This is a genomic window from Pseudonocardia sp. D17, from assembly GCF_036984265.1.
Taxonomy (GTDB): Bacteria; Actinomycetota; Actinomycetes; order Mycobacteriales; family Pseudonocardiaceae; genus Pseudonocardia; species Pseudonocardia benzenivorans.
The window spans coordinates 1-17,492 of record NZ_BPRG01000217.1 but is presented as its reverse complement, the minus strand read 5'-3'; the positions used below and the strand labels follow the sequence as shown (position 1 = coordinate 17,492).

Annotated in this window: 16 protein-coding genes; 1 reads left to right on the top strand and 15 read right to left on the bottom strand. The window is 73.1% G+C overall.

Translation table 11 applies throughout. From position 1 onward, the window contains the following. Window positions 1-73: 73 nt before the first annotated feature. The 15 genes from PSD17_RS29505 to PSD17_RS29435 form a co-directional block, all read right to left on the bottom strand. Window positions 74-1,207, bottom strand: a complete 1,134-nt coding sequence (locus PSD17_RS29505; RefSeq protein WP_339125700.1) for a hypothetical protein — start codon at window positions 1,205-1,207, stop codon at window positions 74-76. Between the two features lie 58 nt (window positions 1,208-1,265). After that, a complete protein-coding gene (locus PSD17_RS29500; protein WP_339125698.1) occupies window positions 1,266-1,847 on the bottom strand; it encodes a hypothetical protein in 582 nt (193 codons plus the stop codon). 89 nt (window positions 1,848-1,936) lie between these two features. Continuing rightward, window positions 1,937-3,163, bottom strand: coding sequence for an MCE family protein (locus PSD17_RS29495; RefSeq protein ID WP_103381846.1), 1,227 nt, complete (start codon window positions 3,161-3,163; stop codon window positions 1,937-1,939). Continuing rightward, on the bottom strand, window positions 3,160-4,461 hold the full coding sequence (locus PSD17_RS29490) for an MCE family protein (RefSeq protein WP_339125696.1): 1,302 nt from the start codon (window positions 4,459-4,461) through the stop codon (window positions 3,160-3,162). The genes PSD17_RS29495 and PSD17_RS29490 overlap by 4 nt, the downstream gene beginning before the upstream one ends. Then, window positions 4,458-5,789 carry an MCE family protein gene (locus tag PSD17_RS29485; protein WP_339125694.1) on the bottom strand — a complete coding sequence of 444 codons (1,332 nt, stop codon included), beginning with the start codon at window positions 5,787-5,789 and terminating at the stop codon, window positions 4,458-4,460. Before PSD17_RS29485 ends, PSD17_RS29490 begins: the two co-directional genes overlap by 4 nt. 1 nt (window position 5,790) lies before the next feature. Next, the gene (locus tag PSD17_RS29480; protein ID WP_013677480.1) at window positions 5,791-6,756 is read right to left on the bottom strand and encodes an MCE family protein; all 966 of its coding nucleotides are present in this window, start codon (window positions 6,754-6,756) and stop codon (window positions 5,791-5,793) included. Beyond that, window positions 6,753-7,907 carry an MCE family protein gene (locus PSD17_RS29475; RefSeq protein ID WP_339125690.1) on the bottom strand — a complete coding sequence of 385 codons (1,155 nt, stop codon included), beginning with the start codon at window positions 7,905-7,907 and terminating at the stop codon, window positions 6,753-6,755. The genes PSD17_RS29480 and PSD17_RS29475 overlap by 4 nt, the downstream gene beginning before the upstream one ends. Further along, window positions 7,904-9,280, bottom strand: a complete 1,377-nt coding sequence (locus PSD17_RS29470; RefSeq protein WP_339125688.1) for an MCE family protein — start codon at window positions 9,278-9,280, stop codon at window positions 7,904-7,906. Before PSD17_RS29470 ends, PSD17_RS29475 begins: the two co-directional genes overlap by 4 nt. Then, window positions 9,277-10,119 (bottom strand): MlaE family ABC transporter permease, encoded by an 843-nt coding sequence (locus tag PSD17_RS29465; RefSeq protein WP_339125686.1) that lies wholly within the window; start codon window positions 10,117-10,119, stop codon window positions 9,277-9,279. The genes PSD17_RS29470 and PSD17_RS29465 overlap by 4 nt, the downstream gene beginning before the upstream one ends. 1 nt (window position 10,120) lies before the next feature. Then, entirely contained in the window at window positions 10,121-10,900 is a 780-nt protein-coding gene (locus PSD17_RS29460) for an MlaE family ABC transporter permease (protein WP_013677484.1), read from the bottom strand. Then, entirely contained in the window at window positions 10,897-11,979 is a 1,083-nt protein-coding gene (locus tag PSD17_RS29455; protein WP_339125684.1) for an ABC transporter ATP-binding protein, read from the bottom strand. The genes PSD17_RS29460 and PSD17_RS29455 overlap by 4 nt, the downstream gene beginning before the upstream one ends. An 89-nt stretch (window positions 11,980-12,068) precedes the next feature. After that, window positions 12,069-13,040, bottom strand: coding sequence for an oxygenase MpaB family protein (locus PSD17_RS29450; RefSeq protein ID WP_013677486.1), 972 nt, complete (start codon window positions 13,038-13,040; stop codon window positions 12,069-12,071). Beyond that, entirely contained in the window at window positions 13,015-13,989 is a 975-nt protein-coding gene (locus PSD17_RS29445; protein WP_013677487.1) for a R2-like ligand-binding oxidase, read from the bottom strand. Before PSD17_RS29445 ends, PSD17_RS29450 begins: the two co-directional genes overlap by 26 nt. Window positions 13,990-13,998: 9 nt before the next feature. Then, window positions 13,999-15,105 carry an NDMA-dependent alcohol dehydrogenase gene (locus PSD17_RS29440; RefSeq protein ID WP_041762554.1) on the bottom strand — a complete coding sequence of 369 codons (1,107 nt, stop codon included), beginning with the start codon at window positions 15,103-15,105 and terminating at the stop codon, window positions 13,999-14,001. A 337-nt stretch (window positions 15,106-15,442) separates the two neighbouring features. Further along, a complete protein-coding gene (locus tag PSD17_RS29435) occupies window positions 15,443-16,702 on the bottom strand; it encodes a sensor histidine kinase (RefSeq protein ID WP_339125680.1) in 1,260 nt (419 codons plus the stop codon). A gap of 22 nt (window positions 16,703-16,724) precedes the next feature. On the opposite strand from PSD17_RS29435, the gene PSD17_RS29430 reads away from it, so the two are divergent. Continuing rightward, a complete protein-coding gene (locus tag PSD17_RS29430) occupies window positions 16,725-17,387 on the top strand; it encodes a response regulator transcription factor (RefSeq protein WP_339125678.1) in 663 nt (220 codons plus the stop codon). Window positions 17,388-17,492: the final 105 nt, after the last annotated feature.

Sequence of the window (17,492 nt, the reverse complement as noted above, 5' to 3'; positions counted from 1 at the left end):
GAACCGACGTCGAGAGTACGCGCCCGGCCGCGGGTACCTGCGCGCGGGGCCGCCACGGCCCTCGTGAGCGGGCTCAGCGGACCTGCACCTCGGCGACCTTCCAGACGCCGTCGACCAGCTTGCCCGTGACGGTCAGCCGGCCCGCCGACGCGGCCTGGGTCTGCCCGTCGGCCGCCGCGGCCTTGGTGGCCTGCTGGTCGACGAACACGACCGCGACGGCGGTGTCGCCGTGGATCTCGCGGACGGCGATCTGCGAGATCGTCGCGGTGACGACGGCCTGCTGCTGCGTGCCGAGCGTGCGGACCTGGTCGAAGAGCTTGTCGTACTCGGCCTGGAAGTCCGGCGTGATGACGGCCCGGGCGGCCTGCTGGTTCTGGTCGAGGCGCGTGTAGTCGAACGAGTAGATCTTCCTCACCGCGTCGCCGAGCTGCTGGGAGACCTGCGCGGTCGCCCCGACGTCGACCAGCGCGGTGTTCTCCACCGCGGCGGAGTGCGCGGTGCGCCACCACGACACGCCCATGAACGCGGCGGCCAGCAGCAGCACCGCGGCGACGGCGGCGACGGCGGCCGTCGAGCGCAGGGTGGTCGCGACGGGGAGACGGCGGGGCAGGGCCCGCAGGCGGCGGGCCCGCTGTGGTGCCGCGCCGGCCTCGGTGTCCTCGGTGTCCTCGGTGTCCTCGGTGTCCTCGGTGTCGTTGAGGTCGTTGAGGTCGTCGAGGTCGTCGAGGTCGTCGGTCGCGCCGGGCTCGCCGCCGGCGGCGGTCGCCGCGCGACGCGTGCGGAACCCGCGGCCGCGCCGACGGGGCGCGACCACCGCGGGCACGTCGGTCGTGGGCGCGTCGGTCGTGGGCGCGTCGGCCGGATCCCCGTCGGTGCCGGCCGCGTCGGTGGGGACCGCGGCTGTCGCGACTGCGTCGGCGGGATCGGCCGTCGCGGGCGTGTCCCGGGCGCCGACGTCGGCCGGCTCCGGCGCCGTCCGCACGGCGGCGGCCGCCCGGGACGGCGCGACCGGGACGCCCCGGGGCCGGGAGCGGCGCCGCGCGGGCCGGGCCTCGGTGTCGGCCGCGACGTCGGGCCGGGTCTCCGGTCCCCTGGCCGGCTCGCGGGGGTCGGCGCCGGCCGGGTCGGGCCGGGTGCCGGCGGGGACGCGGCCGGCGACGCGGGGGGTGCGGACGCCCGACGGGCGGCGGCGGTGGGTCGGGGGCATGTCGGTGACCTCCTGGGAGTCGGTCGACCTCGGGGTTCCGGACGGGTGCGGGGCGGGATCAGCCCGCCGCGCCGCCGACCGGGTCGATCTTGGCGACCTTCCAGCCGTCGTCGGTGCGCGTCATCTCCATCTGGACGCGCTGGCGCGTCGGCGGGGTCTTGCCGCCGTCGTCGAGCGTGACGTCCATGCCGACGAGCACCCGGGCGGTGCCGGCCCGGTCGTCGAGCTCGGCGACCGCCGCGTCGGTGACCGTGCCGTGCGCGCTCGCCGGCAGCTTGCCGATCATCTGCACGTACTGGTCGTGGCTGGTCTGCAGCTCGTCGAGCTGCGAACCCGTGGCGACGGCCTCCCAGCGGGCGACGGTCCCGGCGGCGTCGGACTTGTCGACGGCCGTCACCGTCTCGCCCGCCTGCCGGGCCGCGACGAGCACGGCGTCACGGTCCTGGGCCAGCCGCGTCGAGCCGCTGGTCGCCGTCACGAGCCACAGGACCCCGGTGACGAGCACCAGCACCACGCCGACGACCACGGCGATCGAGAGGCCACGGCGGAACCGGGTGGCGCCCTGCCCGCCGGTGGGCGCGGCGTCGGCGCCGGCCGTGCCGCCCTCGGGGACGGGTCGTTCCGGGGCGTGTGTCGTCATCGGGCACTCCATCCGGAGGCGGGGAGCCTGCCATCGGGGACTGCGGTCAGGTACGGGGTCGTCCGGTCGAGGTGTCGGGTCATCGCTGCTCAGGGCTCGAGGATCTGCGCGGGGGTGCCGAGCGGGACGCGCCAGGGGTCGGGCGCCGACCCCGCCGGCAGGACCTGGCCGCTCCCTGCGCTCGTCGTACCCGGAGGCGGCTTCGGTGTCGCCGCGCGCGGGACGTTCTGCGCGCCACGGACGTCGGTGGGGCTGCCGGGCGGCTCGGCACAGTAGGCGCCGGCGTTGACCGGGGTCTCGGCGACGTCGTTGCCGGGCCGCCGCGGCGTGCCGCCGTAGCCCTGCTCGCAGACGATCGGGTCGAAGAGGTTCACGACGAGCCCGAGGTGCGCGGTGCCGTCGCCGGGGACGGTCGTGTAACCGCTGGCGACGACACCGGGATAGGTGACGAGCAGCTGGCGCAGCCCGGCCTGGCGCGGCTCGGCGACCCGGCTGACCGTCAGCGTGTCGGCGATGATCTGTCCCAGCCCGCTGCCGCTCTCGGCGAGCAGGCCGCTGACCTCGTCGGCCGCGCCGGGTCCGGCCTCGATGAGCCGGCGCAGGTCGGGGTCGGACGTCTTGAGCTGCGCGGCGAGCAGCGCGAGGTTCCGGCTGAAGTCGGTGAACTGCCCGGCGACGTCGTTCTGCGTGGTGAGGACGGTCCGCCCGTCGCTGAGCAGCGAGGTCGTCTGCGGCAGCGCGGCGACGGCGGCCGCGGTGAACGAGTTGCTGGTGTCGAGCAGCTGCTGCAGTGGCTGGGCGGTGCCCGCGAACGCCGTCCCCAGCTGGTCGACGACGGTGCGCAGCGAGTCGAGCGGCACCGAGCGGACGAAGCCGTCCAGGCTGGAGACGAGGTCCTCGACCGGCACCGGCACCGACGTGCGCGCCGCCGGGATGACCGAGCCTGCGCCGAGCATCGGCCCGCCCGTCGAGTCCGGGGACAGGTCGACGTACTGCTCCCCGATCGCCGAGAGGTCGCGGACGGCGGCGTGCAGGTCCGCGGGGATGGCGGGGGCGGTCCGGTCGATGTCGAGGCGCACGTCGACGCCGGTGGGGGTGACGGTCAGGTCGCCGACCCGTCCGACGCTCACCCCCCGGTAGGTGACGTCGGCGCCGGAGAAGATGCCGCCGGAGTCGGCGAGCTGCATCGTCACCGGGTAGGTCGTCGCCCCGAAGACGGTTCCGAGCCCCGCGTACCGGATGCCGACGTAGCCGACGCCGACGAGGGTGATCACGAGCAGCGCGAACAGCTGCCTGCGGACCGTACGGGTGATCATCGGCCACCTCCGAGCAGCCCGCCGACGAGCCCGCCGTCGCGGGGCGGCGGCGTGGTCGTGGTCGCGGCCGGGGCGCCCGGTGCCGGGGGTGGGGCGGGCGTCGTCGCCTCGGGCGCGGGCGGTGGGGGCGGCGCCGTCTGCGGGTCCTGCGTCGTCAGCGGCGTCGGGACCTGGCCGAGCAGCGGGAACGCCGGCCGGTTCGGGTCACCGCCGAGCAGCGGTGCGAGCAGCTGCGCCGTGGCCGGGAGCCCGCTGAGCAACGGGGCGTCGGGCCCGATCGGCGGCTCCGGGGAGCGGGCGAGGTTGTCGAGCAGGTCCTTGAGGTCGAGGTCGGCGCGGACGTAGAGGTTGGCGTAGTCGCCGGCGAAGCCGGGGACCGCGGCGTCGGTGAACGGGAACGTGCCGAGCATCTGCAGCGAGTTCGGCAGGTTCTGCCCGGCCTCGGCGAGCTTCGACAGGGTCGGCTGCAGCGACCTCAGGTCGGCGAGCAGGTCGTCACGGGAGCGGTCGACGACGTCCGTGCCCACCTGGGAGAGCCGGTCGAGCGCCTGGAGCATGTCGACGAGCTGGGCGCGCTGGTCGGCCAGCTCCTGGATGCCCGGCCCGAGGTCCTGCAGCGCGCCGGCGATCTGGTCCTTGCGGGCCGCGAGCGTCGCCGAGAGGCGGTTGATCGAGTCCAGCGCGCGGGTGATCTCCGACTTGTGCGCGTCGAGGGTGCCGACGAGGGTGTCGAGATCGGCCAGCAGCGACCGGATCTGCGGCTCGTTGCCCGCCAGGGCCTTGTTCAGCTCGGTGGTGATCGTCCGGATCTGGCCGACGCCGCCGCCGTTGAGCAGCATCGACAGCGCGCCGAGCACCTCCTCGACCTCGGCCGCCCGGCTCGTCGCCGAGATCGGGATGGTCGCGCCGTTCCTCAGCGTGCCGGTGGCGCCCTGGTCGGGTGGGGCGAGCTCGACGAACTTCTCCCCCAGCAGGCTGGTGTCGCGGACCCTGGCGACCGCGTTCGCAGGCAGGGTCACGTCGTGGTTGACCTTCACGGTGACGACGGCGTTCCAGGTCGCGGGGTCGACGCGGATGTCGGAGACGGTGCCGACGGACACGTCGGCCACCTTCACCAGTGACTGCGGCACGAGGTCGGCGACGTCGGCGAACTGGATCGTGACGCTGTACGGGTCGTCACCGAGGTCGGCGCCCCCGGGCAGGTCGACGCCGCGTAGCCCGCCGGAGAACACCCCGCAGCCCGACAGCAGCGCTCCGACGAGCGCCGTCGAGACCGCGAGCCGCAGCGCGCGCCTCATCGGCCACCTCCCAGCAGCCCCGGGAGCAGTCCGGGCGGGGCACTCGTGGTCGGCGTCGTCGACGGGGACGGTGCCGTCGCCGACGACGTCGCGGCGGAGGGCGACGGCGCAGCCGGCGCGCCCGTCGTGGGCGGGGTGAGCGCGGGCGCGGTCAGCCCGATCGGCGGGTCGACCGGCACGGCCATCGCCGGGAACGCCGGTACCTGCCCCTGTTGCAACGACGTGATGACGGCCGCCGCGCTGGGCAGCGGCACCGCACCGGAGATCACCGGCTCCAGCGACCTGCAGGTGTCGCCGAGGGGCGCGGGGACGGTCCCCGAGCGCTGCAGCATCGTGCACAGGAACAGCACGGGCGGGAACGACAGCTCGTTGATGTTGGCCCGGGTGTCGAGCGTCCCCGAGGCACCGTTGTAGGTGTTGGAGAGGTTGCCGACGGCGGCGGGCGCGACGTCGAGGATCTCGGCGAGGGCGCGCTGCTCGTCGGCGAGGGTGCCGGTGACGTCGGTCAGCTTGTCGACGTCGGACTTCAGCGCCGCGCGGTTGTCGGCGATGAACGCCTGCACCTCGCCGAGGGCCAGCGACAGCTCCTGCAGCGCCCCGCCCAGGTCCTCGCGCTGGTCGGCCAGGGTTCGGGTGACCGAGTCGAGGCGGTCGGTGAACTCGCGGACGGTGCCGTCGTCGTTCTTGAGCGTCTCGGTGACCTTCTGCAGCTGGGTGATGGTGCCGAAGAGGTCGTCGCTCGACCCGGACAGCGTCGTCGACAGCTGTCCGAGGTTGTGGATGGTGTCGTTGAGCGCCTGGCCGTTGCCGTCCAGGTTGGCGGCGGCGACGCCGAGGACGTCGGACAGCGCTCCGGTCTTGTTCGCCCCGTTCGGGCCGAGCGCGTCGGCGAGCTGGGTGGCGGTGCGGCTGAGGTCGTCCACGCCCAGCGGGACGGCCGTGCGCTCCAGCGGGATCACGGCGCCGTCGGCGAGCCGGGGGCCGCCCGTCCACACCGGGGCCAGCTCGACGTAGCGGCCCGTCACCAGGCTCGGCGACACCACGACGGCCTTGACGTCGGCGGGCAGCTGCACGTCGGGGTCGGTGATCGTCATGTCGACGCGTACCTGCGTGCCCTGCGGGGTGATCTTGTCGATCGTGCCGACGTTCACCCCGAGCACGGTCACGGCGTTGTCGTCGAACAGCGCCGACGCGTTGGTGAAGTACGCGGTGATCCGGCGGCCGGTGCCGCCGGTCGCCAGCCAGATCCCCGCCGCCAGCAGCACGGCGACGACCGAGACCAGCGCGAGGATCTGCATCCGCGCGCGGTCGCGGGCCCAGCCGGGCATCTCAGCATCCCCCCGGGTTGAGCGGGCCGATGCTCGGCGTGGGCAGCAGGCCGCAGATGTAGTTGTCGAACCAGTGCCCGTTGCCGACGGCGTTGGTGAACAGCCGCACGAAGACGGCCTCCTTCTGCAGCACCTGCGACAGGTTGTCCTGGTTGCGCTGCAGCACGTCCGCGACCTTGTCGAGCGACTCCAGCGTCGGGCGGAGCCGGTCGGTGTTGTCGGCGACGAGCCCGCGCAGCTGCGTGGCCAGCGCGCGGGTCCCGGTGAGCAGCGTCGCGATGGCGTCGCGCCGCTGCTGCAGCTCGCCGAGCAGGAGGTTGCCGTCCGACAGCAGGGAGTCGATGTCGCCGCGCCGGTCGGCCAGCGTCGTCGCCAGCGTGTTCGTGCCCTTGAGCAGGCTGCGCAGCTGGTCGTCGCGGCTCGCGATCGTCGTCGAGAGCCGGGAGAGGCCGTCGAGCGCGCCGCGGACGTCGGGCGCCGAGCCGCGGAAGGTGTCGGCCAGCGTCGTCAGGCTCTTCGCGAGCTGGGTCGTGTCGAGCTGGTCGAGGGTGCCGGACAGCCCGTTGAACGCCTCGACGACGTCGAACGGCGACGCGGTCCGCGAGCGCGGGATGACCGTGTCCGGGTCCAGGTCGGCGGTGCCCTGCGGGTCGAGCGCGAGGTACTTGGCGCCGAGCAGGGTGCGGATCCCGATCAGGGCCGTCGTCCGGTCGCCGATCCAGGCGTCGTCGACCTGGAACGTCACCAGCACGTGGTCGCCGTCGAGCGTGACGCTGCGGACCCGGCCGGTCTCCACGCCCGCGACCGTGACCTTGTCCCCCGGCTGCAGGCCCGCGGCCTCGGTGAACTCCGCGGAGTAGGTCGTCCCGCCGAACAGCGACGGCCCGTTGAACGCCAGCAGCCCGCCGACGAGCAGCACGACGATGCCCAGCACGGCCAGCGGAACGGGACGCTTCAGGACGGTCACGAGCCACCGCCGACGAGGGGGAGGTTCGACGGCACCGGCAGGGCCGGCACGCCCGTCGGGAGCGGCAGGTTGGACGGCGCGGGCAGCAGCGGCGGGTCCTGCCCGCCGGAGCCGCCCGGGTCGGCGCCGCAGCGCGGTGCGTCGGAGGTGAAGACGGGCAGCTCCTGCGCCGGGACGAGGCCACCGACCCCGACCGACCCGCTGAACCCGCACAGGTAGAACTGGAACCAGCTGCCGTAGCTCGACGCCCGCGACAGCGTGTTGAGCTTCGTCGGGGCGAACTGCAGGAAGTGCTCGATCGTCGGCTCGCCCTGGTTGAGCTGGTCGGTGAGGTTCCCCAGCGACGCGATGTCCTGCTTCAACGCGGGCCGGCCCTCCTCGAGCAGGCCCGCGGTCGTCGCCGTCAGGTCGCCGAGCGAGGAGATCGCGTCGCCGATGGGCCTGCGATCCTCGGCGAGCCCCGACACGAGCCGGCGCAGCGACACGATGAGGTCGTTCAGCTGGTCGTCGTGGTCGGAGATCGTCTGCAGGACCGTGTCGAGGTTGTCGATGACCTGCCCGATCACCTGGTCGCGGTCGGCGATCGTGTTGGTCAGCGACGCCGTGCTCGCCAGCAGGCTCTCGACCGTCCCGCCCTGGCCCTGCAGGACCTCGACGATCTCCATCGACAGCGTGTTGACCTGGTCGGGATCGAGCGCGGCGAACAGCGGCTTGAAGCCGTTGAACAGCGTCGTGAGGTCGAGCGGCGGCGTCGTGCGGTCGACCGGGATCTCCCCGCCCGGCGGCAGCGGCACCGGGTTGCCGCCCTGGCCCTGCGCCAGCGAGAGGAAGCGCTGCCCGATCAGGTTCTTGTAGAGCACCGCCGCGGTGACCGAGCCCGGCAGCTTCTGCGCGGAGTCGACGCTGAAGTCGACCTGGGCGAACCGGCGGTCGACGATCTTCACGTCGTCGACGCTGCCGACGACGACGCCCGCGATCCGCACGTCGTCGCCCGGGAGCAGGCCCGACGCGTCGGTGAACCGGGCGCTGTACGCCGTCCGGTCACCACCCTGCGCGTTGGCGATCGTCAGCGCGAGCACGGTCGTCGCCAGTGCCGTGACCAGCGCGAACACCAGAAACTTGACCAGCGGTGCGACGGGGACGCGGCTCACGTCAGCGTCACCTCGCTGCCGCGGTAGAGGGGGCCGACGAGCATGCTGCTCCAGTTCGGGACCTGCGCGGGCGAGGTGCCCTGCTGAACCGCCACCAGCTCGGAGATCATCTGCCGGTCGCCCGGGGAGTTGGCCAGACCCATGCCGGTGCGCCACGACGCCGGCTCGTTGGTCGCCGGGCTGCCGCCGCGGACCCCGCCCCACGTCGACGACCCGTCGTAGGTGCCGTAGGTGTCGACGCCGAACGCCGACGGGTTGCCGACCGGGTTGCCCGCGGGCGGCGGCGAGGGCTTCGACCCGTCGCGGAACGGGCCGTCGGGCGGGCTCTGCGCGCCCGGATAGGTGATCGGGTAGCAGCGCGGGCCGCGGTCGTCGAGGTAGCGGGGCTCCTCGCCGGGGCTGTACTTGCCCTTGTTGTTGACGATCTCCAGGGTGATGTGGATGCCAGGCTTGTCGGTGCCCTTCCCGAACGCGTTGTCGGCGAACGGGACCAGCCCGGCCATCTGCTGGAAGAAGCAGGGGAACTCGGGGGCGTAGCGGGCCAGCGACTCCAGCGTCGGGCGGCTCGACGCCGAGAGCGCCACGATGTTGTCGCCGTTGGCCCGCAGGAAACCGGTCAGGTCGTCGGACGCGCCGGTGACCGAGGCCTCGAACGCCCGCAGGTTCGCGCTCTCGTCGACGATCGTCGTGCTGGTGGTGCGCAGGTCGTCGAGCGCGTTCAGCAGGTCGGGTGCCGCACCGTCGAGGTTGTCGGCGTAGTCGGCGAGCTGGGTGATGTCGGCGTTCAGGTCCGGCAGGCTCGGGTTGAGGCCCTCGAGCAGCGTGTCGAGCTGCACGAGCGTGTGGCCGAGCTCCTCGCCGCGCCCGGACAGCGCCTGGGACAGCGCGCCGAGCGTCGTGGCCAGCTGCTGCGGCTCGACGTCGCGCAGCAGGGGCAGCAGCCCGTCGAGGACCCGCTCGAGCTCGACGGCGGCCCGGCTGCGGTCCTCCGGGATGACGTCGCCCGCCCGCAGGTGCCCGCCCGCCGGCGTCGCGGGCGGGACCAGCGACACGTACTTCTCGCCGAACAGCGTCTTGGGCAGCAGCCGGGCCGACACGTCCGCCGGGATCGCGTCGATCTTGTCGGGGTCGATCTCCATCGTGACGACGGCGCGCGCCCCGTTGGTGGTGATGTCCTCGACCCGGCCGACGACCATGCCGCGGACCTTCACGTCGGCCCGCGTGTTGAGCTGGGTGCCGACGTGGTCGACGTCGAGGGTCACCGGGACGCCGGAGTCGAACGCGCCGGCGTACTTCGCGACGGCGAGCCCGACCATCAGGGCGATCACCGCGATGAACGCGACGCCCTGCAGGACCCGGCGGGTGGACCTCATCCGGCCACCTGCACCGAGGTCGACGTCCCGTAGATGACCAGCGTCAGGAAGAAGTCGAGCACGGCCGTCGAGACGATCGACAGCCGCACCGCCCGGCCCACCGCGACCCCGACGCCCGCCGGACCACCCTTGGCCCGGTACCCGTAGTGGCAGTGGATCAGGATGATCACCACGGAGAAGACGATCACCTTGAGATAGGAGAACAGCACGTCGCTGACCGGGAGGAACAGGTCGAAGTAGTGGTCGTAGGTGCCGCCGGGCAGCCCGTTGACCACCGTCACGTTGAGCCGGGACGCGACGAAGCTGGCCAGCAGGCCGATCGTGTACATCGGGATCACGGCGATCATCCCGGCGATCACCCGCGTCGTGACGAGGAACGGCACGCTCGGCACGGCCATGACCTCGAGCGCGTCGACCTCCTCGGAGATGCGCATCGCGCCGAGCTGTGCGGTGAACCCGGCGCCGAGCGTCGCGGTCAACGCCGACGCCGCCACCAGCGGCGCGATGTCGCGGGTGTTGAAGTAGGCCGTGATGAAGCCGGTGAGCGCCTCGACGCCGAGCGAGTCGAGCGCGCGGAAGCCCTGGAGCCCGACGAGCGAGCCGACGAACAGCGACAGCGCCGCCATCACGCCCGCGGTGCCGAGGATGACGATCAGCGCTCCGGACCCGAAGCTGACCTCGGCCAGCAGCCGCGCGATCTCCCCGCGGTAGCGCCGGACGGTCCGCGGGATCCACGCGATCGCCCGCGCGTAGAGCGACAGCTGGTCGCCGAGCTCCGCCAGCTGGTCGAGCGGCCCGCGCAGCGCGCGGCGGGTCCTGTTGCCGAACGCGGTGCTCACCTCAGACCCCCTTCGGCGGGACGATCTGCAGGTACAGGGCCGTGAGGATGAGGTTGATCAGGAACACCAGCACGAACGAGATGACGACGGCCTGGTTCACCGCGTCGCCGACCCCCTTGGCACCGGGCGGCGGGTTGAGCCCGCGGTAGGCGGCGACGACGCCCGCGGTGAAGCCGAACAGCGCCGCCTTGACCTCCGACACGACGATGTCGCTGACCTGCGCGATCGCGGAGAAGCTGGCGATGTAGGCACCGGGCGTGCCGCCCTGCACGACGACGTTGAAGAAGTAGCCGCCCGCGACGCCCACGACGGTGGCCAGCCCGTTGAGCACCAGCGCGGTCGTCGCCATGGCGAGGACCCGCGGCACGACCAGGCGCTGGATCGGCGAGATGCCCAGCACCTCCATCGCCGCGATCTCCTCGCGGATGGTGCGGGCGCCCAGATCGGCGCACACCGCGCTGCCGCCGGCGCCGGAGATCAGCAGGGCGGTGACGATCGGCGCCGCCTGTTGGACGATCGCGAGCACGCTGCCCGCGCCCGTCTGGCTCTGGGCACCGAACTGGCGGGTGAGCTCGGCGAGCAGCAGTGCGATCGTCGCGCCGAACGGGATGGTGAACAGGGCCGTCGGCAGTGCCGAGACCTTGGTGACGAACCACGTCTGCTCGATGTACTCGCCGAGCTGGAAGGGCCGCCGAAACGTCATCCGGACGATGTCGACACCCAGCGCGAAGAGCTGGCCGACCGGGGTCAGCGCGCGGGTGACGGGGCTGGGCGCGGTCATGACAGGCGGTGCCGCCCCTCGGGATCGACGGAGTCCTCGCGCACGACCGGGAGCTGCGTGGTCGGGTCGTCGTCGACGGTCGGCATCCAGCCCGTCGGCGCCTCGCCCGCATACGACTCCCGGATCGCGTCCCGGGCGGCGTGCGGGAGGGTGTGCAGCATCGACTCGACGCGCTCGCGGCGGCGGGCGACGGCCCGCCGCTCGGGCAGCCCCGCCGACGGTTCCAGCTGCGGCTTCAAGGGCGGCAGCCCGGCGAGCTCACCGGCCTCGGCCAGTTCCCGCTCGGCCTGCGCGGTGTCCTTCTCCTCGCTCATTCCGATCGGACCCTGCCGTCGCCCGTTGAGGAACTGCGCGACGACCGGCTCCTCGCTGGTCAGCAGCACCTCGCGCGGCCCGAACATCGCCAGGTGCTTGCGGTAGAGCATCCCGATGTTGTCCGGCACGGTCTGCGCGGTGTTGATGTCGTGGGTGACGATCAGGAACGTCGCGTCGGTCTGCGCGTTGAGGTCGATGATCAGCTGGTTCAGGTACGCGGTGCGCACGGGGTCGAGGCCGGAGTCGGGCTCGTCGAACAGGATGATCTCGGGGTCGAGCACGAGAGCGCGGGCGAGGCCGGCCCGCTTGCGCATGCCGCCGGAGATCTCCCCCGGCAGCTTCTTCTCGTCGCCGGTGAGGCCGACCATCTCCATCTTCTCGGCGACGATGTCGGCGATCTTCGCCTCGGAGAACTTCGTGTGCTCGCGCAGCGGGAACGCGATGTTGTCGTAGAGGTTCATCGACCCGAACAGCGCGCCGTCCTGGAACAGCACCCCGAAGAGCTTGCGCAGCTCGTAGAGCCGCGACTCCGAACAGCGCACGAGATCGGTGTCGTGGATGACGATCGAGCCCCGCTCCGGCTTGAGCAGCCCGATCAGGGTCTTGAGGAAGACGGACTTGCCGGTGCCCGAGGGGCCGAGCAGCACGCTGACCTCGCCGGGCGGGAGCGTGAGCGTCACGTCGGACCAGATGTTCGCGCGACCGAAGGACTTCGACAGTCCTTCGACCTTCACCTCGACACCCGGCACGCGGCGCGCCTCCATTCGACCGTGAACGCGGTACGCCGCCGCGGGTGCTTGGGGAGCGCGCAGGCGGCTACCGACAACCGGTCAACGAGGCTGGTCGGGGTGGGTTACTGGCGAGTTGTGGTCCCGCCCCCAAGTTGGTCCGAACGGAGGGCGTGTTGCGGCCGGGTGTCCGAACCGTCGCTGCCCTGCGTCACGGGGCACCCCGTCGGGAACGTCCCGAGTCCCTCGACGGTGAACCCCTGCGGGTAGCTGCGCACGCCCGGGAGGTCGCGGAACATACTGGGTTCCGTCCGCACCGGCATGAACCGGACGACCCGCCCGCGCAGCCGCAGGGCCTTCCGTGACAGGACCTCCACGGCCCGCGGCGGCGACCGGTACGCCAGCGCCCGGCGCAGCGGCTCGTCCATCAACGAGCGGGCGAACGCGTCGACCGCCGGACGCGGGGCCAGGTGGTTCGGCGGGAACGTCGCCAGCAGGGCGAGCGTGGAGTCGGCGACCGTGCGCGACCCGGGGTCGTAGCGGAAGTGCGCGGCCTCGTAGCCGTCGAGCAGGGTGGTGAACTCGCGCCACGTCGCGGGCACGTCGGGAATGCCCATGTGCCTGCCCAGCTCGCGGTAGTAGTTGGCCGACGCCGTCTTCTCGTCCTCGGTGAGCCTGCGCCAGCCGTACGCGTCGAGCCAGCGGATCGGCGTCACCACGAAGGTCGACAGCACGTAGCGCATGTCGTCGTCGGAGATGTCGTAGCCGCGGTGCATCCGGTTGACCCGGCGGATCGCGGCCCGCCCCTCCTCGGCGTCGAAGCCGTGTTCGAGCACCGCCTCCAGCAGCAGGCCGGTGTCGTCGTAGCGCTTCTGGACGCGGCGGGTGAACTCCCCCGTCCGGTGCAGCAGCCGGCCGATCGACGGGACGGCGTAGGTCCGGAACAACGCGAAGCTCAACGCCTGGTTGATGTCCCACGGGAACTCGTACAGCGCGAGCTGCCGGTAGATCTCGTGGAAGTCGGTCTCCGGGTCGAGCTCGGCCAGCGCGTCGCGGCGGGCGAACCGGGTCCTAACGCGCCGCGGCAGCCAGTTCACGGGAGTCCTCCGCGTGGAACCGCTCCTCCAACGCCTCGGGTGAGGCGTCGACGTCGATCACCGCCAGATCGGCGCCGCGGGCGGACTCGATCGCTCCGAGCCGGCGGCCCAGCTTGTCCATCGCGTACTCGGCCAGCTCGTTCATGTCGACGTCGAACGGGACCTGCCCGCCGTCGGCCTCGACCTTCTCGAAGGTGCCGGTGACCACCCCCATCGAGGGCACCATCAGCTCCTGCATCCGCTCGTCGACCACGTCGAACATCGCGTCGTCGGCGGCGACGTGGCGGCGGCAGGTGAACGTCCCCCACGCCATGTGGCGGCGCTCGTCGTCACCGATGTGCTTGATGACCTGCTGCATGCCCGGCAGGATGCCGCGGCTCGTGCAGATCTTCGCCCACGTGAAGTAGCCGGTGAGCGCGAGCGTGCCCTCCACGATGTGGTTGTAGGTCACCGACGCCCGGACCTGGTTGCGCGGTGAGGGGTCGGCGGCCAGCGCGTACAGGCTGGCGGGCAGCTCCTGGGTGAAGATCTGCATGTAGTGCTCGTTGAACTCGATGAACGGATGCAGGTCCTCGGTCATGCCGACGGCGTCGAACCAGCGGCGGAACGCGTCGGTGTGCTTGGCCTCCTCGAAGACGAACTGCGTCAGGTACATCTCGTCGGCCAGCCGGCCCTCCGCGGCCATCGCGGCGACGAACGGCTGCAGGTCCTGCGTCACCGACTCCTCCCCCGCCATGAACTGCGCGGCCAGCGCGAAGGTCCACCAGCGCTCGTCGTCGGTCATCGCGGCGATGTCGCGGGCGTCCTGGCTGAAGTCGATGTCGGCGGGGTTCCAGTGCCGGGCGTTGCCCTTGGCGAACAGCCGCATCGGGAACGAGTCCCGGTTGAGCCCCTTGTTCGCCAGACTCGCGAAACCGGTCCGCTTCCCGTGCTCGATGCTCCTGGTCATCGCTCCCCCTCAGTACCGGATGAGCCCGCGGATGTTGCGGCCCGCCCGCATGTCCTCGTAGCCGCGGTTGACGTCCTCGAGCGCGTACTCCTGCGTGATCAGCTCGTCGAGCTTGAGCTGCCCGGTGTTGTGCAGCTCGAGCAGCCGCGGGATGTCGTGCTGGCTGTTGGCGCTGCCGAACATCGCGCCGCGGATCTGCTTCTCGTAGACGGTGACGTCGAGCAGCGACAACGCGGCGGTCTCGTCGCCGCGCGGTGCCAGTGCCGTCACCACGACCCGGCCACGCTTGCCCACGAGCTCCAGCGCCGGCTGGATCATCTCGCCCAGCGCGACCCCGACGGTCAGGATCGCGGCGTCGGCCAGCCGCCCGCGGGTCAGCTCGGACACGACGTTCCACGCCGCGTCCATGCTCTCGGCCACGTGCGTCGCGCCGAACTCGATCGCCTTGTCCCGCTTGAACTCCACCGGGTCCACCGCGACGATGTAGCGGCAGCCGGCGATGCGCGCGCCCTGGATCGCGTTGGCCCCGACGCCGCCGCAACCGATCACCACGGCCGTGTCGCCCGCGCGCAGGTCGGCCGTCTTGGTCGCGGACCCGTAGCCCGTCGTGACGCCGCAGCCGACGAGCGCGGCCAGGTGCAGCGGGAATCCCTCGTCGACGGGCACCACCGACTTGACGGGGACGACGGTGTGCTTGGCGAACGTCCCGAGCAGGCACATCTGGCCGATGTCCTCGCCACCGGCGTGGAAGCGGTAGGTGCCGTCGAGCTGCGGGCCGAGGGTGGCACCCGCACCGTCGTCGCAGAGGTTCGTGATGCCCCGGACGCACCAGGTGCACCGCCCGCACGAGGGCAGGAACGCGAGCACCACCGGGTCGCCGACCGCGACCTCGGTGACCCCCTCGCCCAGCGCGGCGATCCGGCCCGCGCCCTCGTGGCCGCCGACGATCGGCAGCCCGACCGGGAGCTGACCCGTCACCAGGTGCTCGTCGGAGTGGCAGAGCCCACTCGCCGCCAGCTCGACGAGGACCTCACCGGGCCCAGGTGGGTCGAGATCGACCTCGCCGACCTCCCACTTGCCCCCGACCTCCCACAGCACCGCTGCTGTCGTCCGCATGGCGCCCAGCATGACCGCGATCACGTCGGCGCGCACCGGTTCGGCCGCGCCTCACCTGGCCCGCAGGTGCCACCACCCGTCCGCGTGATGCCCCGCGCACAGCCCGCCGCCCCGACGATCGTGTCCCGGCACAGCCGGAGCCCGGCTCGCGGGCCCGGCAGAGCCGAGGTCCGCCCACCCGACCCCGACCCCGACCCCGACCCCAACCTCACGGTCGCGTCGCCGCCTCGCGACGACCGTGAGGTTGCGCGTCACCGCCCGCGCGCACCCTCACTGTCGTCGGGGCGCTGCGGGAGGACCGTGCGGCGGTGTGCGGGCCACCGTCGGGCGCGCTGCCTCAGGCCGGCGGCAGCGGCAGGGCCAGGCGCGCGACGAGGCCGCCGCCGTCGCGAGGGAGGAGCGCGAGCTCGCCGTCCATCGCCGCGACGAGCGCCTCGACGATCCACAGCCCCAGCCCCGCCGTCCCGCGCCGCTCCCCCAGCGCGACGCCCTTGGCGGTGACCAGTCCCTCCTGCCCCGCGGGCAGGCCGGGCCCCCGGTCGCGCACCTCGGCGGTCAGCAGTCCGTCCGACCAGGCCAGCGCGAGCTCGACGGGCGCGTCGCCACCGTGCCGGGCGGCGTTCTCCACGAGGTTGGTCAGCAGCCGGCGCAGCCGTTGCGGATCGGCGCGGACCGCGGCGCCGGGAGGCTCGACCGTCGCGAGCCGCCGAGCGGGTGCGACCCCCGCGGCGTCGAGCACGGCGTCCGCCAGCTCCGCGAGCACGACGGCCCGCTCCCGGACCCGCCCGAGCGGGCTGCCGTCGGCGACGGCGAGGTCGGCGAGCCCGTCGAGCATGTCGCCGAGGTGCGTGGCGTGGTCGGCGAGCAGGGCGACGGCGCGGTCGTGCGCCGGCCCGTCGAGCCGGCCCGCGGCGAGGTCGCCCGCCAGCGCGGACAGCGACGCGACGGGGGTGCGGAACTCGTGCAGGACGACCCGGACGCCGTCGATGCGGGCCCGCTGCGTCGCGACGAGCCGCGCCCGCAGCGCCCGCTCCTCCTCGGCGGTCCGGACCTGGCGTTCGAACATCCGCACGAGCACCCCGACGAGCACGGCGAACGTGACGAGGAAGCCCGACCACCAGGCCCCGGCGAGCAACCGGTGGCCGAGCGGGACGGTGGCGTCGGAACCGAGGACCGCGGCGGCGGTGAACCCGGCACCGAGCGCGAGCGCCCCCAGCCGGCCCGCGACGGCCCCGCCGCGCAGCGCCGCCGCGATCGCCACCAGTGGCAACGCGGCGACCAGCACGCTCTCGGCCCCACCCGTCCACGCACATCCGACGACGACCAGCGCGCCGTCGACGACGGTCACCAGCCAGGGCGGCAACAGGACCCGGCCACGCCGGGCGGCGGCGACCTGCGCGACGGCGTAGCAGCTCGTCGTCGCGACGAGCGCCCACGCCGCGGGGAGCATGCCGCGGGCGAGCTGCGGCCCGATCGCCAGCGCCAACCCCACCGCGAGGACGACGAGCAGCCGCAGCACCGACGTCGTCCACTGCTCGTCGACCGCGCGGTCGCGCTCGCCGACCGCCGGACCGGCGAGTTCCTGCCGAAGGTGCACGGGCCGACAGTAGGGTCGCGCCGTGCAGGACCGTCGGCACGTCGTCGTCATCGTCGACGATCACGCCCTCTTCGCCGAGGGTCTGGCGTTGCTGCTCGAGTCGCGCGCGGGCGCCGACTTCCTGGTCGCGGGATCGACGACGGCGGGCGAGGAGGCGGTGGCGCTCGTCGGCAGGCACGGGGCCGACATCGCGATCGTCGATCTCGCGCTGCCGCCGCTGGGCGGGGTGGAGACGATCCGGCGCGTCAAGGCCGCCTACCCGGCGACACGGGTGCTCGCCCTGTCGGGCACCGAGGATCTCGAGCTGGCCGCGGCCGCGCTGCGCGCCGGGGCCGACGGGTATCTGGGCAAGTCTGCCGATCCGGAGGTGCTCGTCGCCCCGCTGCTCGCGATGGTCGCCGGGGTCCGGGTGCTGCGCCCCGAGCTGCTCGACGCCCTGCTCGCGGCCGCGGACCGCCCCGCCGACGGGCTGCTCGACCGGCTCGGGGACCGCGACGTCGAGCTGTGGACGATGCTCGCCCGGGGCCTGGAGACCAGCGAGATCGCCCGGCCGCTGCTGGTGAGCGAGCGCACGGCCAAGCGGATGATCGCGTCGCTGCTGCACAAGCTGGGTGCGGCGAACCGGATCGAGGCCGCGGCGCTCGCCGGCCGGGCCGGGCTGCTGGACGGCCCCCCGCTCTCGTAGCGACGTCGGGCGCGCAGCCGTGACCGAGCGCCGCGGCCCTCAGAGAGTGTTGTGAAACCTGGTGATCACTCGGCGTGGCGGCCGTAGTAGTCGCCCGGACCTGTT

Excerpts from the sequence above, each read along its gene's own strand:
- PSD17_RS29490 (WP_339125696.1), bottom strand. The coding sequence starts at position 4,461 with ATGAGGCGCGCGCTGCGGCTCGCGGTCTCGACGGCGCTCGTCGGAGCG.
- PSD17_RS29495 (WP_103381846.1), bottom strand. The coding sequence starts at position 3,163 with ATGATCACCCGTACGGTCCGCAGGCAGCTGTTCGCGCTGCTCGTGATC.
- PSD17_RS29445 (WP_013677487.1), bottom strand. The coding sequence starts at position 13,989 with ATGACCAGGAGCATCGAGCACGGGAAGCGGACCGGTTTCGCGAGTCTG.
- PSD17_RS29500 (WP_339125698.1), bottom strand. The coding sequence starts at position 1,847 with ATGACGACACACGCCCCGGAACGACCCGTCCCCGAGGGCGGCACGGCC.
- PSD17_RS29440 (WP_041762554.1), bottom strand. The coding sequence starts at position 15,105 with ATGCGGACGACAGCAGCGGTGCTGTGGGAGGTCGGGGGCAAGTGGGAG.
- PSD17_RS29505 (WP_339125700.1), bottom strand. The coding sequence starts at position 1,207 with ATGCCCCCGACCCACCGCCGCCGCCCGTCGGGCGTCCGCACCCCCCGC.
- PSD17_RS29460 (WP_013677484.1), bottom strand. The coding sequence starts at position 10,900 with ATGACCGCGCCCAGCCCCGTCACCCGCGCGCTGACCCCGGTCGGCCAG.
- PSD17_RS29470 (WP_339125688.1), bottom strand. The coding sequence starts at position 9,280 with ATGAGGTCCACCCGCCGGGTCCTGCAGGGCGTCGCGTTCATCGCGGTG.
- PSD17_RS29485 (WP_339125694.1), bottom strand. The coding sequence starts at position 5,789 with ATGCCCGGCTGGGCCCGCGACCGCGCGCGGATGCAGATCCTCGCGCTG.
- PSD17_RS29455 (WP_339125684.1), bottom strand. The coding sequence starts at position 11,979 with ATGGAGGCGCGCCGCGTGCCGGGTGTCGAGGTGAAGGTCGAAGGACTG.